This is a genomic window from Lachnoclostridium sp. An14 (genome assembly GCF_002160755.1).
Lineage (GTDB): Bacteria > Bacillota > Clostridia > Lachnospirales > Lachnospiraceae > Lachnoclostridium_A.
Map to the genome: position 1 here is coordinate 1 of NZ_NFLE01000040.1, position 13,533 is coordinate 13,533.

The following is a 13,533-nucleotide window of genomic DNA, read 5'->3' on the forward strand; positions in this document are numbered from 1 at the left end:
ATCCGTCACCGTACTTACAAAATCTAACACTTCTTTCATAACATCCCATCCTTTTTTCTTTTAGTATACCAGAAAAAAGACGGATGTTCATAATTTGTTCATTCGTGCGTTTGTCGTGGATACCACGGCAGGAAACCGGAACATCATTTCCGGAAAATGTCCAGGGCATGGCTGGTGACGCCTGCCAGATCGGGCCGCTCGCAGGTGGCGAAGTGGTAATCCAGATATAACTGGAAGGTTTCGCCGTCCATCCGGTCCACCGCCTCCCGCATAAAGAGGGCGCAGCCGTCGGAGGCCACGTAGTGCAGGCGGGTGACCGGGAAAACGTCCATCAGCTGGTCGATGTCCTCTTTCCGCACCAGTTCAAACAGATCCTTTGGCTGGGAGGAGGCGGCAAAGGTGCGGCCGTCCAGCAGCCCCGTTTTCACGTACTCGGCCACGTCGATGTTGCCCCGGTGGAATCCCTCGTCTAACAGGCAGCCATCGGAGATGACGTAGGCGGCAAAAAGGATGCCCCCAGGCCTGGTGACGCGGATGGCCTCCCGGATGGCCTGCCGCTTGTGGGCCGGTTCGTACAGATGGTACAGCGGCCCCAAAAGCAGGGTGATGTCGTAGGCGTCATCGGGAAAATCGGAGAGATCCAGGGCATTCCCCTGGGTGACGGTCACCGGTTCCCCAGGCAGCGTGTGTTTCCGGAAGATGTCGATGTTGTGCTCCACCAGCTCCACCGCCTGTACCTCGTAGCCGCGGCGAGCCAGGGCGTGGGAGTAGCGCCCGGTGCCGGCGCCGATTTCCAGGATCCGGTCTCCCGGTTTTAAGTATTTCTCAATATAGCGCATGGTAGTCAAAAACTCCACGGAGCCGTGGCGGGAGGCCAGTCTTTGGTCTTCGTCGTAGTGGCTGTAGTGGTGGATGAGATAGGAATCGGGATTCATAGGGCACCTCCTGGTTCCTCCTGTCTGGCCTGGCGGATCAGGGCGGACAGGAGATGTTCGATCATGGCTTTGGCGCAGGCCTCGTCCAGGGACAGCTTTCCCGTGGATGCGAGGACGGCCATACCGTGGGCGTAGAGGAACAGGTCCAGAAAAACGGCCTTTCCCTGTTCCGGTTCGAGGCCGGTCTGCCTGGCAAATTCCACCGCTTTTTTCTCATTTTCCGGCTCCCGGTAAAAGTCGCCGGGGGCCTTCATATCCAGATCCATGTCACTTAGAAACAGCAGCCGGAACAGATGGGTTTCCTCTCTGGCAAACTGAATGTAGGAGAGAGGGAAGTACAGCGCGGGGGAAACGGCGGCCCGGCGGCCATACCTTTCCGCGTAAGCGCTGTAAAAGGTGAAGGCAAAGTCTAAAAACTCCCGTTTCAGCCCGTTCATGCCCTCATAGCAGGTAAAAATGGGGCGGGTGGAGCAGGAAAGCCGGCTGGCGATGCTGCGGGCGTTAACGGCATCAAAGCCCCTTTCCCTGGTGATGTCCAGGACGGCGTTTAGGATCATGTCTTTGGTGATTTTTGGGGTGGGCGGCATTGTGGGGCTCCTTTCCGGGGGGATGGTGGAAAATAAAAGGGGATGATATATTACAAATGTTATGTAACTATTGTTGCACAATAAGAAACAGTTGTCAAGAGGGAAACGCCCCGGCGCCATCTCCGCCAGGGCGTTTTCCTCCCACTCCGTCACCCTTCCTTCTTCAAGGGCAGCCGCACCGTAAAAAAGTTCCGTTTCACGCCGTCGGTGGAGGCGCTTATTTTTCCGCCGTGTTCGGCGGTGATGCACTGGGCGATGGAGAGGCCCAGGCCAAAGCCGGTCACGGAGCCCCGGGAGGGGTCCGCCCGGTAGAACCGGTGGAATAGCTGGCCCAGCTCCTCCGGGGCCAGGGGCGTTCCCTCGTTGGCCACCGTGAGCACCGCCTCGGAGCCCTCCCGTTTCAGGCAGGCCTCAATGGAGGTGCCTTCGGCGCTGTACTTGCAGCCGTTGTCCAGAAGGATGGAAAGGAGCTGCCGCAGCTTTCCCTCGTCCCCCTTTACGGTGATGTCCGGCTCAATGGCCCCGGAAATGGATTTCCCCATCTCGAAGGCCAGGGGCTCAAAGGTGGAAATACAGCTCTCCGCCAGGTAGCTGAAATCCACGGGAGTGAGGGAGGACGGCGCCGGCCGTCCCTGGTAGTCGCTGCGGGCCAGCTGCAAAAGCCCTTCCGTCAGCTGTTTCATCCTCCCTGCCTCGGAGTGGATGTGGTCAATCCGCCGCCGGTCGTTCCCGTCCTGGATGTGAGGGGACTGCTTAAGGAGGCTGATGTTGGAGAGGATCACGGTGAGGGGGGTCTTCAGCTCATGGGAGGCGTCAGACACAAACTGCTGCTCCATTTTCCAGGCCTGGTCGATGGGCCTGGTGATCCACCGGGACAGGAGGATGGAGAAGGCGAAAAAGGCAGCCAGGGAGAGGACGCCGATGACGGCGGAGTGGAAAACCTGGCTCCGCAGGGCGTACTGCTCCTGGTAAATGTCGGCGAACACGTAGCGCGTCGTCCCGTCCGGCCCTGTGGGCCCCCGGAGACAGCGCAGGTTTAACTCCTTTAAGATTCCCAGATCTTCCGGCATGGCGTCCGCCAGGCTGGTGAGGGAGGAAATGTCCGCCTCCTCCAGGTGGAAAATGCGGTTTTCCACAGTCTGAACCGTCCCGTCGGACCGCTTTTCCACTACGAGAATGGGGAAATGGCGGTCGGGAGGGGACTGGGTTTCCGTCTCCTGGCGCCTGGAGGTTTCCGGCGCGGCACCGGCGGCCGGTTTGTTTTCCAGATTCCCCGGTTCCAGGCTGTTTTCCCCATTTTCCCCGGTTCCTTCGCCCAATTCGTTTGTTTCGTTTTCCGCCGGGAAATCCGCCTCCCGTTCTTCTGGCCGCTCCCTGTCTGTCCTACGCCCGCCTCCGGCAAAGGGCGTATAGCTGTCCTTCAGCTCCATCTGCAAAATCCCCATGCTCTGGTGCTCAAAGTTCGCTTTGGTGGAGAAATACAGGGTGGTAAAGATAATCCCCAAGAATACGGCAGCCGTGGCGGTGAGGATCGCCACGAACTTCCACCGCAGCCGCCGGATCATCTGCCGTCCTCCAGGGTGTAGCCAATGTTGCGCGCCACCCGAACCGTCACGGAGGACTGGAGCAGGGCCAGCTTTTTGCGGATAAAGGAGACGTAGGCCTCCACGCTGTTGGCGTTTACGCTGGAATCGTAGCCCCAGATTTTTAAAAGCAGGGTCTCCTTGGGGATAAAGCAGCCTGCGTTTTTAAACAGGATGGTGAGCATTTCCAGCTCCTTGGAGCTTAAGGTTACGTTTTTTTCGCCCCGGGAGAGCTGAGAGGAGGCGGGATTTAAGGTCAGGTCGCCGAAGGTCAAAAGCTCCGGCACGATGGCAGGCTGGCGGCGCAGAATGGTGCGCAGGCAGGCCAAAAGCTCCTGGTTTTCAAAGGGTTTGGTCAGGTAGTAGTCCGCCCCGGAGTCCAGCCCCTGGACCCGGTCGGCCAGCTCTCCCCGGGCGGTGAGCATGAGCACCGGCACCATGCTTCCGCCGGCCCGCAGGGACCGCAGCACCTGAAAACCGTTCATCTGGGGCAGCATCACGTCCAGGATCACCCCGTCATAGATGCCGCTTTTTGCCAGCTCCAGGCCGTCGTTTCCATTAAACGCCAGATCCGCCTGGTAGCCGGACTGGCCCAAGAGATCCTTCAGGGTGAGGGCCAGCCGTTTTTCATCCTCCACAATCAAAATTCTCATCGCATTCTCCGTTTCCCCGCCGCGGACGGCGGATCGTATGTGTAAGGCCTGTATGCACAGAGGCCTCTTGTTTCATAGTTGTCCTTACTATAATATAACACGCTGAAAGGAACCTGAAATCTGAACTTTTTGTGAATTTCAGGTTCCTTTCAGCTTGGAAAACTATATTGGTTCCGAGAACAGGAGTTATGAACGGAAATGATGTTGGGGTCAAAAGGGATTCTGCCCCCTTTGATACCGGATTGTTTCGCACTACGTGCTCCCGCAATCCTAGGAAACATTCATAATCCGCTCATTTTTCTACGAAAAATGGTTGCTTATTCATGTTTTTGGCGGGTTCCAAGGTCAAAAATCCTCTTGCAAGTAAGCTTGCATCGGATTTCCAACCTTTTGACCCCGGTATCAAGGAAATCTGTGAACGAGAGGAGCAGTAATCATATGAAAAGACAGATCGCGGCGCTTTCCCTGGCAGCCGTTTCAGCGGTAACGGCGGTGGCGATGCCTATGGAGGCGGAGGCGTCCACTAATTTTGAGTTGAGGAAGAAAGTGATCGGAATCTCCGGCATCATGGGGATCACCGACGTATACAGCAATGTGACCAGGGCACAGTTTGCGGAAATGCTGGTGAACGCCTCGGAGTACCGCAACACCACCTCTAACCACAGCACGGTGTCAGTATTTTCAGACGTGCCCAAGGAGAACCAGTACGCCTCCTACGTGCGCATTGCCGCTAACAATGAGTGGATGACAGGCTATCTGGGGGGCGTGTTCCGCCCAGACCAGTACATCACCCTGCAGGAGGCGGCCAGAGGGGTACTGGCCCTCTTAGGCTACACCAACGAGGACTTCACCGGCGATCAGATCGGCGGCCGCATGAGTATGTTTGAATACCTGGATTTAAACGACGACATCGGGAAAAGCGCCGCGGACACCCTGACAAAGGAGGACTGCATCAACCTCTTTTACAACCTCTTAAAGACCCAGCCGAAAAACGGAAACGGCATCTATGGCCAGGTGCTGGGCTGCGAGCTCACCTCCGACGGGGAGATTAACCCTCTGGCCATGGCGGACTACAGCTTAAAGGGGCCGAAGGTGGTCACCGACTGGAGCCGTTTCGTGGAGGATATGCCCTTCGGCATGAGCGACGCCAACTTCTTCGTAAACGGCTACGGGGTGGAGATGGAGACCTTTAAATCCTATTTAAACACCGGATACCTGGTGATCTATTATAATCCCAGCTCCAAGACGGTCTGGGCCTACAGCGAGATGGCGGACGGGGAGTCCGACCGGAACGTGGCAAACGGCTATATCACCCACATTTACTACAATTCCTCCGACGTGATGACCCCCACGGAGGTGGAGTTAGACAACGGGGACCGGTTCCTGCTTTCCACCTCGGAAATGCAGTTCGCCTTCTCCATGTACGGCTCCATCGAGGTGGGAGACCGGATCACCCTCATCTACACCATTTCCACCAGCGGAAATGACGAGGAGACCTACACGGTGGTGGATTACGTGGACGGCGATGTGGACTGATGGAAATCGAAACAGGGAGCGCATAGATTATGGATATGAAAAAAATCATGTTTTTTAAGAAAACCCCGGAACCGCGTGGGGAACAGACGGAACATCAGAATCCGGAAAAGAAAAAAGGAAAGAAGAAGGGGAGAAAAAAGGTGCTCATCGTTGCCGGAGTGGCGGTGGCGGCGGGAATTGTGGCGCTGGCGTTTCTGCTGCAGAGAAAGCAGACGGCAGGCAGCGGCGCGGCCGCGGAGCAGAAGACGGCCATGGTGCAACGCCAGACCATTACCTCCACCTTATCCGCCTCCGGCAGCCTGGAGGCCAAGGATTCCTACAGCATCACTTCCCTGGTGGAGGGCGAGGTGCTGACGGCGGATTTTGAGGAGGGGGATCAGGTGACGGAGGGCCAGGTGCTCTACCAGATCGACAGCTCCTCCATGGAATCCCAGTTAAATTCCGCAAGCAACAGCCTGGAACGGGCCAGAGAGGACTACCAGGACGCCCTGGCGGACTACAATGAGGCCCAGTCCCTCTTTTCTGGGAACACCTACAAGTCCACCAGAACGGGCTACATCAAAAACCTCTACATCCAGGCGGGAGACCGGGTGAGCGGCCAGACCACGGTGGCGGATGTCTACGACGACAAGGTGATGAAACTGAAGGTGCCGTTTTTAGCCGGAGACGCCCAGGCCATCGCCCCCGGCTCGGAGTGTGCCATCACCCTGACAGACACCGGGGAAATGCTCACCGGCACCGTCACCTCCGTCTCCAACATGGATGAGACCATCACCGGCGGCCGCATTGTGCGCTACGTCCACGTGGAGGCGGTCAATCCAGGAGGACTCACCACCGCCCACACCGCCGTGGTGACCGTGGGAGATCTCACCTGCAGCGAGGAGGGCACCTTTGAGCCGTCGGTGGAGACCACCATGTCGGCGGAGGATTTAAATTCCTCCGTGGAGATCGAGGCCCTTCTGGTGGCGGAGGGGGATTACGTGACCGTGGGAACGCCCCTGTTTCGCATGACCGCCAGCTCTGCGGATAAGCTGATGAGAAACTACGAGAGCAGCCTGGATTCTGCCCAGCAGCAGGTGGAGAACGCGGAAAACAGCATTGAGACCACCCAGGACAACTACGACAACTACACCATCACCGCCCCCATTTCCGGCCAGGTGATCACGAAGAATGTGAACGCGGGAGAGACCATCAGCCGGGATTCCAACTCAGAGGCCACCCTGGCGGTGATCTACGACCTGTCTGCCCTGACCTTTGAGATGTCCATCGACGAGATGGATATTAAGAGCGTGGAGGTGGGACAGAAGGTGGAAATCGTGGCGGACGCCTTTGAAAACGAGACTTTCACCGGCACGGTGACCAATGTAAGCATCAACGGCTCCTACTCCAACGGCGTCACCAACTACCCCGTAACCGTGACCTTAGACGACGCGGGGGAGCTGATCCCCGGTATGAACGTCACCGGCACCATCCTCTTAGACGAGGCGGAGGACGTACTGGCCATCCCGGCAGACTCCCTGATGCGGGGCAACCGGGTGTACGTAAAGGACGCCTCCGCGGCGGAGGAGCCGGGAGTTCCCGCCGGATTTAAGAGCGTGGAGGTGGAAACGGGCCTCATCAGCGACCAGTATGTGGAGATCGTGAGCGGCCTCTCCGAGGGCGACGAGGTCTACGTGGATGAATCCACCGTCAGCGAAGGCAATACCATGATGCCCATGGGCGGCATGGGCGGTATGGGAGGTGCCCCCGGCGGCGGTATGGGCGGCGCTCCCGGCGGTGGCGGCGGCCCCAGAAGATAGGAGGTGCCGTCATGGGAGAAGCACTCATTGAATTAAAAGACATTTATAAGATTTATCAGATGGGAGACGAGGAGGTGCGGGCCAACGACGGCATCACCCTCACCATCTACAAGGGAGAATTCGTGGCCATTGTGGGAAAGTCCGGCAGCGGGAAGTCCACCCTGATGAATATCATCGGGGCCCTGGACGTCCCCACGGACGGCTCCTACTACCTGGGCGGGGAGGACGTAAGCGATATGTCTGACGACCAGCTGGCCGCCATCCGCAACCGGATGATCGGGTTCATTTTCCAGCAGTACAACCTGCTGCCGAAGCTGAACCTTCTGGAAAACGTGGAGCTGCCCCTCCTCTACGCCGGTGTGGGCCGGGAGGAGCGGCAGGAGCGGGCCATGAAATCCCTGGAGAGGGTGGGCCTTAAGGAAAAGTGGAGGAATATGCCGAACCAGCTCTCCGGCGGCCAGCAGCAGCGGGTGTCCATCGCCCGCGCCCTGGCGGGGGACCCCTCTCTGATTTTAGCCGACGAGCCCACCGGCGCCCTGGATTCCAGGACCAGCAGGGAGGTGCTGGATTTCTTAAAACAGCTCAACCAGGAGGGCAACACCATCGTGATGATCACCCACGACAATTCCATCGCCGTGGAGGCGAAACGGGTGGTGCGCATCTACGACGGAAAGATCAATTTTGACGGGGAAGTGGAGGACTATGCTGCAATCATTTAAAATGGCAATCAAGAGCATCCTGGGAAACAAGATGCGATCCTTTCTCACCATGCTTGGCATTATCATCGGCGTGGCGTCGGTGATCATCCTGGTGAGCATTGTAAACGGCTATATGTCTTCCGTGGTGGACAGTTTCGCCAGCATGGGCGTGAACCAGATCTCGGTGAATGTGATCAACCTGCCATCCCGTTCTCTGGACGTAAACGACACTTATGAGTTTTATGAGGAAAATGGGGATCTGTTCGCCCAGATGACGCCGGTGGTGACCATTTCCACGGTGGTAAAACACGGAAATGACTCCTTAGACGCCACCAACGTGGGCGGCTACAGCGAGGATTACCTGGCCATCAAGGACTATGAGCTGGAAACGGGGCGAAACATCCAGTATTCCGACATCGTCTCCCGGCAGAAGGTGTGCGTGGTGGGCTACTATGTGGCCCACGAGCTGTTTGGCAGTGCGGAGAACGCCCTGGATCAGACGCTGAAGATCAGCGGGGAGGCCTACAAGATCGTGGGAGTGGTGGAGCGGCAGGACGACGAGGACTTAGACGAGGGCGGCAGCGACGACTTCGTCTGGATCCCCTATTCCACCGCCACCAAGCTTTCCAGAAACGGCTCCATCGGCAGCTATATTTTCACCTCCAAGTCCGTGGACGACACAGACGCCTGCAAATCCGCCCTGGAAAGTTTCCTCTACGAGACCTTCCAAAACGACGACCTGTACAATGTAAACGCCAACAGCGAGATGTTGGACTCCTTAAATGAGCAGATCGCCATGATGTCGGGAATGTTAGGCGGTATTGCCGGGATCTCCCTGTTAGTGGCCGGAGTGGGCGTTATGAACATCATGCTGGTGTCGGTGACGGAGCGCACCAGGGAAATCGGCATCCGCAAGGCCCTGGGGGCGAAACGGGGCGTCATCATGCAGCAGTTTGTGATCGAGGCGGCCATGACCAGCTCCATCGGCGGAGTGATCGGGATTCTCTTAGGCTCGGTGGCCACGGTGGTCATCGGAAACGCCATGGGCATCGACTCGCCGCCCACCTTTGGGGCCATCCTCATCTCCTTCAGCGTTTCCGTGGGGATCGGGCTGCTCTTTGGCTATATGCCGGCCAGCCGGGCAGCGAAACTGAATCCCATCGACGCCCTGCGCAGCGAGTAAACGGGAAAAGCCTGCCGGAATCGGGACAAAGCCGGCTGGCATCGGGATAAAAAAGGAAAATAAAAAGGGAACATAAACAAAAAAGGAGCATCCAGCCGTGATGATACGCTGGATGTTCCTTTTTTCTTGTTCCGCCGCCGGGCCGGGGGAAATCAGTCTTCCCCGTCCTCGTCGTCCATGATCGCTCCCATATTTCCCGTCACCGTGCTCACCGTCACTACGGCCACAATGAGCACCAGCAGGATGATCAGGGCGAAAAACACCATAATAAAGCTCAAATCCATATTGCCACCGAACCTTTCCGCGCCGCCGGACGCCTCTATTCTTATTTATAGCACAAAAGGAGTTGAGAGTACAGGGGAATTTTAGAAAAAACGCCGGATAAGTTGAAAAAGTGCAGAGGGGATGCTATAATAAGTAGTAATCAATACTACATCTTATAATGAAAGCGTGGAGGCATATGATGAGCTACAAGATTATTGGCGACAGCTGTACGGATCTGACAGAAAAACAGAAACAGGATCCCCATTTTCAGATCATCCCGCTGACCCTGCAGGTGGGAGACACCCAGGTGGTGGACGACGAGACCTTTGACCAGAAATCCTTCCTGGAGCTGGTAAAGGCCTGTCCCGAGTGTCCCAAGACGGCCTGCCCGTCCCCGGAGGCCTTTAAAAAGGCGTATGAGTGCAGCGCCGAAAATATTTTTGTGGTGACCCTCTCGGAGCATTTGAGCGGGACCTACGGCAGCGCGGTGCTGGGAAAGCAGCTCTATGAGGAGGAGCACGGAACAGACAAAAATATCTTTGTGGTGGGCTCCCATTCCGCGTCGCCGGGCCAGTTAAACATTGCCCTCTTTCTCCAGGAGCTGTGCGAGGCGGGGGTTCCCTTTGACGAGATCGTAGAGCGGGTGATGGACTACCGCCTGAAGATGAAGACGTACTTTGTGCTGGAGTCCCTGGACACCCTGAGGAAAAACGGAAGGCTCACAGGCCTGCAGGCCTTTTTTGCCACCGCTCTCAATATCAAGCCGGTGATGGGGGCGGACGAGGGCGTGATCATCAAGCTGGATCAGGCCAGAGGCGTCAACAAGGCGTTAAGCCGGATGTGTGACATCGCTCTCAAGGAGGCGGGAGATACCTCCGGAAAACGTCTCGTCATCGCTCACTGCAACAATCCGCAGCGGGCGGAGCTGGTGCGCCGTACCATGTGCGAGCGGGCCCAGTTCCGGGACGTGGTGATCACGGAGACCGCCGGGGTAGCCACCGTTTACGCCAACGACGGCGGGATTATCATCGCTCTTTGACGCGGGCGCAGCCCTGGTATACGCCCCGTTCCTTCAGGCGCCTGGTCAGTGAATTGAGGACCAGGCGCTTGTTTGCGCTCCAGAGAGGGGCGATGAGAAGGCGTTTCGGCCCGTCTCCGGTGATGCGGTGGATCACCACCTCCGGCGGCAGAAGGGCAATGCAGTCGATGACCAGATCCAGGTACTCCTCCAGTGCCATCACCGGAAAGGGCTCCCGCAGGTAGAGCTCCCCCAGATCGGTGCCGGAGAGGACATGGAGCAGCTGGAGCTTGATGCCGTCTATCCCCAGGTCTCCCAGGAATTTCACGGTCTCCAGCATCATTTCCCTGGTCTCTCCCGGCAGGCCCAGGATCACATGGACGATGACCGGGATCCCGGCGGCTTTCAGGCGCCGGAAGGCGTCTGAGAAGGTTTCCAGTGGGTATCCGCGGCGGATGAAACGGGCCGTCTCCGGATGGATGGTCTGCAGTCCCAGCTCCACCCACACCGGCTTGCGGCGGTTTAACCGGGTTAAAAGCCCCAGGACATCTTCCGGCAGGCAGTCCGGCCTGGTGGCAATGGACAGGGCCGCCACCTCCGGGCAGTCCAGGGCGGAGGAAAACAGCTCCTCCAGGTAGAAAAGAGGGGCGTAGGTGTTGGTGTAGGACTGAAAATAGGCGATGTAGGAGACGTCCCGGTCTCCTAATTTTTTTGCCAGTTTTTCTTTTGCGTCCTCGATCTGCTCCCGGACGGAGGGGCGGCGGGAGGCGGCAAAGTCCCCGGAGCCGCCCTCGCTGCAGAAAATGCAGCCCCCCGTACCCAGGGTCCCGTCCCGGTTGGGACAGGTCATGCCCCCGTCTAGGGCCAGCTTGTACACCTTCTTTCCGAAGGTTTCTTTTAAATGAAAGTCCAGGGAGTGGTAGGGCTTTCCGTTCCAGTCTGTCATAGTCGTCTCCTTTCCGCCGCGGCCCGTTAAAGCGATGGTCCGCCGGTTCTGCCTTTTAGCATAGCGGAAATGGGGGGCGGGCGCAAGCGGAAGGCGGGATTTTTCAGAAGAAAGGGGGCGCTGGAAGACATTCCGGTTTGTCAGAGGCGGGAGAGACTGGGGGTTAAAGGGGGAGGGAATATTTTTTGCGAATATTTTTGAGCGTCTTTCATAAAAAATTCTATTGTTCCTCCATAGGCCCTGTGATATAGTTTAAATAACCGGAATCCTGGCAGAGGGAAACCGAGTGCGGAGAAAAAGGAGAGAGAGGCCATGAATGTAGATCAGACGATGGAATTATTGAACGGAGCGAAGGCAGAGGAGCTGTTTTGTGCCCTTTATGGGGCCGGACAGGTGGAGGCGCAGCGGGAGCGCTACGGGACGCTGCTGGAGGGCTATCGGAAAAAATTTGGCGACGGGGACGTGAAACTCTTTTCTTCTCCCGGCCGCACAGAGATCAGCGGCAACCACACGGATCACAACCACGGCAAAGTGTTGGCCGGCAGCATCAACTTAGACTGTGTAGGCGTGGCGGCGGTGAACCATTCCAACAAGGTGCACATCGTGAGCGTCACCTTCGGCCAGGAATTTACCATTGACTTAAATCATCTGGCTCCCAGCCCCAGGAAGGCGGGCACGGAGGACCTGGTGAAGGGACTTTTAAAGGGATTCCAGGAGTCCGGCTACGCCGTGGGCGGCTTTAACGCCTACATCACCAGCAACGTGATCAGCTCCGCCGGCGTCAGCTCCTCCGCAGCGTTTGAGATGCTGCTCTGTTCCATGTTAAACACCTTCTTCAACGAGGGCAGAATGAACACGGTAGCCTACGCCCACATTGGAAAATACGCGGAAAACCACTACTGGGACAAGGCGTCCGGCCTGTTGGATCAGATGGCCTGCGCCGTGGGCGGCCTGATCACCATTGACTTTATGGAGCCGGCGGATCCCAGGGTGGAGAAGATCGAATTTGATTTCAGCTCCCAGAACCACAGCCTGATCATCGTGCAGACGGGACGGGGACACGCGGATCTGAGCGCGGACTATTCCTCCATCCCCAACGAGATGAAGAAGGTGGCGGAGTATTTTGGCAAGGAGACCTGCTCGGAGATCAGCGAACAGGAAGTGATCGACAACCTTCCGAAGGTGAGAGCCTACGCCGGAGACCGCTCCGTGATGCGCGCCCTTCACTTCTTTGAGGAGAACAAGCGGGTGGAGACCATGGTGGCGGCGTTAAAGCAGGGGGATTTCGCCCTGTTCTTGGAAAATATCACAGCTTCCGGAAATTCTTCCTGGAAATGGCTTCAGAACTGCTATACCAATTCCAGCTATCAGGAGCAGGGAATTTCGGTGGCGCTGGCTCTGACGGAGCTTTTCATCGCGGAGAAGGGAAAAGGGGCCTGCCGCGTTCACGGCGGCGGATTTGCCGGGGTAATCATGGCCATGCTGCCAAACGATCTGGTGGACGAGTACGTGGCCTATATAGAAAAGGCCCTGGGAGAGGGGACGGCGTACCGCATGAGCATCCGGCCCTACGGCTCCATCTGTGTCAGCGATCTGTGCTGAGAGAACGGATTTTGGAATAGGGAATGTCTTTGAAACAGCAATCGCCAGAAGGCGGGAGGTCACAGCAGGGTGACCTCCCGTTTTGTCATGGCGATCAGGCCGTCCTCCCGCATGGATTTTAACTCCCGCACCATGGCGCTGCGGTTGACGGAGAGGAAGTCCGCCAGATCCATCATGGAAAATGGCAGGGTGAAGGCAGGGGAACCGGCCCTGGCGGAGAGCTGGGCGAAGTAGCACATCAGCTTGTCCCGGATGGAGCGCTGGCTTAAAACCTCCACCCGTTCGCTTAAGAGCCTGGATTTCCGGGAAAGGATGGAGAGGATGTTCTGCACCAGGTCCAGGTGGCGGGGACAGGCGCAGCGGCAGGGCCGGATCATTTTTTCATAATTTAAAAACAGCACCTGGCAGGGGCCGTCGCAGACCACGTGGACGGCCCCCAGGCTTTCCGTGTGAAAATCCAGGCCGGCCCCAAAGATCCCCCCTTCTCCCAGGGATTCCAGGATGGTGCGGCTGCCGCTCGCCTCGTAGCGGACCACGGAGGCGTTTCCGGAGAGCAGGATGGCGGCGGACGCCTGGCCGTCGGAGTAGGAGTACATGGTCCGTCCCGCCGGATATTCCCGGCGCCTGGCTTCCAGGCAGGGCAGCATCTGCTCCGCCTGTTCCGGGGCGATGCCGGCAAAGAGCCGGTTTTCCTCAAGTCGCATAAAAATTCACCTCCCATTGCCCAAA

13 protein-coding genes are annotated in these 13,533 nt (G+C 57.6%); 6 read left to right on the top strand and 7 right to left on the bottom strand.

The window, feature by feature from the left end; translation table 11 throughout:
• Positions 1–143: 143 nt before the first annotated feature.
• The 4 genes from B5E84_RS16945 to B5E84_RS16960 form a co-directional block, all read right to left on the bottom strand.
• Entirely contained in the window at positions 144–935 is a 792-nt protein-coding gene (locus B5E84_RS16945) for a class I SAM-dependent methyltransferase (RefSeq protein WP_087225027.1), read from the bottom strand.
• Entirely contained in the window at positions 932–1,522 is a 591-nt protein-coding gene (locus B5E84_RS16950) for a TetR-like C-terminal domain-containing protein (protein ID WP_087225112.1), read from the bottom strand. Before B5E84_RS16950 ends, B5E84_RS16945 begins: the two co-directional genes overlap by 4 nt.
• A gap of 149 nt (positions 1,523–1,671) precedes the next feature.
• Positions 1,672–3,087: a sensor histidine kinase gene (locus tag B5E84_RS16955; protein WP_087225030.1), complete on the bottom strand. Its 1,416-nt coding sequence runs from the start codon at positions 3,085–3,087 to the stop codon at positions 1,672–1,674.
• Positions 3,084–3,758 carry a response regulator transcription factor gene (locus B5E84_RS16960; RefSeq protein ID WP_087225033.1) on the bottom strand — a complete coding sequence of 225 codons (675 nt, stop codon included), beginning with the start codon at positions 3,756–3,758 and terminating at the stop codon, positions 3,084–3,086. The genes B5E84_RS16955 and B5E84_RS16960 overlap by 4 nt, the downstream gene beginning before the upstream one ends.
• 438 nt (positions 3,759–4,196) lie before the next feature.
• Between B5E84_RS16960 and B5E84_RS16965 the strand changes: the two genes are divergently transcribed.
• The 4 genes from B5E84_RS16965 to B5E84_RS16980 are packed head-to-tail and all read left to right on the top strand — an operon-like array spanning position 4,197 to position 8,974.
• A complete protein-coding gene (locus tag B5E84_RS16965; RefSeq protein WP_087225036.1) occupies positions 4,197–5,294 on the top strand; it encodes an S-layer homology domain-containing protein in 1,098 nt (365 codons plus the stop codon).
• Between the two features lie 29 nt (positions 5,295–5,323).
• On the top strand, positions 5,324–7,093 hold the full coding sequence (locus B5E84_RS16970) for an efflux RND transporter periplasmic adaptor subunit (protein ID WP_242963421.1): 1,770 nt from the start codon (positions 5,324–5,326) through the stop codon (positions 7,091–7,093).
• Between the two features lie 11 nt (positions 7,094–7,104).
• Positions 7,105–7,812, top strand: a complete 708-nt coding sequence (locus tag B5E84_RS16975) for an ABC transporter ATP-binding protein (RefSeq protein ID WP_087225039.1) — start codon at positions 7,105–7,107, stop codon at positions 7,810–7,812.
• The gene (locus tag B5E84_RS16980; protein WP_087225042.1) at positions 7,796–8,974 is read left to right on the top strand and encodes an ABC transporter permease; all 1,179 of its coding nucleotides are present in this window, start codon (positions 7,796–7,798) and stop codon (positions 8,972–8,974) included. The genes B5E84_RS16975 and B5E84_RS16980 overlap by 17 nt, the downstream gene beginning before the upstream one ends.
• Before the next feature lie 152 nt (positions 8,975–9,126).
• On the opposite strand, the gene B5E84_RS21250 is transcribed toward B5E84_RS16980, so the two are convergent.
• Positions 9,127–9,258 (bottom strand): hypothetical protein, encoded by a 132-nt coding sequence (locus B5E84_RS21250; RefSeq protein ID WP_275533085.1) that lies wholly within the window; start codon positions 9,256–9,258, stop codon positions 9,127–9,129.
• A 179-nt stretch (positions 9,259–9,437) separates the two neighbouring features.
• Between B5E84_RS21250 and B5E84_RS16985 the strand changes: the two genes are divergently transcribed.
• On the top strand, positions 9,438–10,277 hold the full coding sequence (locus tag B5E84_RS16985; RefSeq protein WP_087225045.1) for a DegV family protein: 840 nt from the start codon (positions 9,438–9,440) through the stop codon (positions 10,275–10,277).
• On the opposite strand, the gene mnmL is transcribed toward B5E84_RS16985, so the two are convergent.
• The gene (gene mnmL / locus B5E84_RS16990; protein ID WP_087225048.1) at positions 10,264–11,202 is read right to left on the bottom strand and encodes a tRNA modification radical SAM protein MnmL/YtqA; all 939 of its coding nucleotides are present in this window, start codon (positions 11,200–11,202) and stop codon (positions 10,264–10,266) included. The two genes, B5E84_RS16985 and mnmL, sit on opposite strands and share 14 nt — an antisense overlap.
• Positions 11,203–11,514: 312 nt before the next feature.
• Here mnmL and B5E84_RS16995 point away from each other — a divergent pair, with 312 nt between their 5' ends.
• Complete coding sequence (locus tag B5E84_RS16995; RefSeq protein WP_087225051.1) at positions 11,515–12,804, top strand: galactokinase; 1,290 nt, start codon at positions 11,515–11,517, stop codon at positions 12,802–12,804.
• Positions 12,805–12,863: 59 nt separating this feature from the next.
• Here the strand turns inward: B5E84_RS16995 and B5E84_RS17000 are convergent, their stop codons facing one another.
• Complete coding sequence (locus B5E84_RS17000; protein WP_087225054.1) at positions 12,864–13,508, bottom strand: Crp/Fnr family transcriptional regulator; 645 nt, start codon at positions 13,506–13,508, stop codon at positions 12,864–12,866.
• Between the last annotated feature and the right edge of the window lie 25 nt (positions 13,509–13,533).

What these genes read in the sequence shown, in the direction of transcription:
- B5E84_RS16965 (WP_087225036.1), top strand. Translation starts at nt 4,197, where the DNA reads ATGAAAAGACAGATCGCGGCGCTTTCCCTGGCAGCCGTTTCAGCGGTA.
- B5E84_RS16980 (WP_087225042.1), top strand. Translation starts at nt 7,796, where the DNA reads ATGCTGCAATCATTTAAAATGGCAATCAAGAGCATCCTGGGAAACAAG.
- B5E84_RS16995 (WP_087225051.1), top strand. Translation starts at nt 11,515, where the DNA reads ATGAATGTAGATCAGACGATGGAATTATTGAACGGAGCGAAGGCAGAG.
- B5E84_RS16950 (WP_087225112.1), bottom strand. Translation starts at nt 1,522, where the DNA reads ATGCCGCCCACCCCAAAAATCACCAAAGACATGATCCTAAACGCCGTC.
- B5E84_RS16945 (WP_087225027.1), bottom strand. Translation starts at nt 935, where the DNA reads ATGAATCCCGATTCCTATCTCATCCACCACTACAGCCACTACGACGAA.
- B5E84_RS16955 (WP_087225030.1), bottom strand. Translation starts at nt 3,087, where the DNA reads ATGATCCGGCGGCTGCGGTGGAAGTTCGTGGCGATCCTCACCGCCACG.
- B5E84_RS16975 (WP_087225039.1), top strand. Translation starts at nt 7,105, where the DNA reads ATGGGAGAAGCACTCATTGAATTAAAAGACATTTATAAGATTTATCAG.
- B5E84_RS17000 (WP_087225054.1), bottom strand. Translation starts at nt 13,508, where the DNA reads ATGCGACTTGAGGAAAACCGGCTCTTTGCCGGCATCGCCCCGGAACAG.
- B5E84_RS16960 (WP_087225033.1), bottom strand. Translation starts at nt 3,758, where the DNA reads ATGAGAATTTTGATTGTGGAGGATGAAAAACGGCTGGCCCTCACCCTG.
- mnmL (WP_087225048.1), bottom strand. Translation starts at nt 11,202, where the DNA reads ATGACAGACTGGAACGGAAAGCCCTACCACTCCCTGGACTTTCATTTA.
- B5E84_RS16985 (WP_087225045.1), top strand. Translation starts at nt 9,438, where the DNA reads ATGAGCTACAAGATTATTGGCGACAGCTGTACGGATCTGACAGAAAAA.
- B5E84_RS21250 (WP_275533085.1), bottom strand. Translation starts at nt 9,258, where the DNA reads ATGGATTTGAGCTTTATTATGGTGTTTTTCGCCCTGATCATCCTGCTG.
- B5E84_RS16970 (WP_242963421.1), top strand. Translation starts at nt 5,324, where the DNA reads ATGGATATGAAAAAAATCATGTTTTTTAAGAAAACCCCGGAACCGCGT.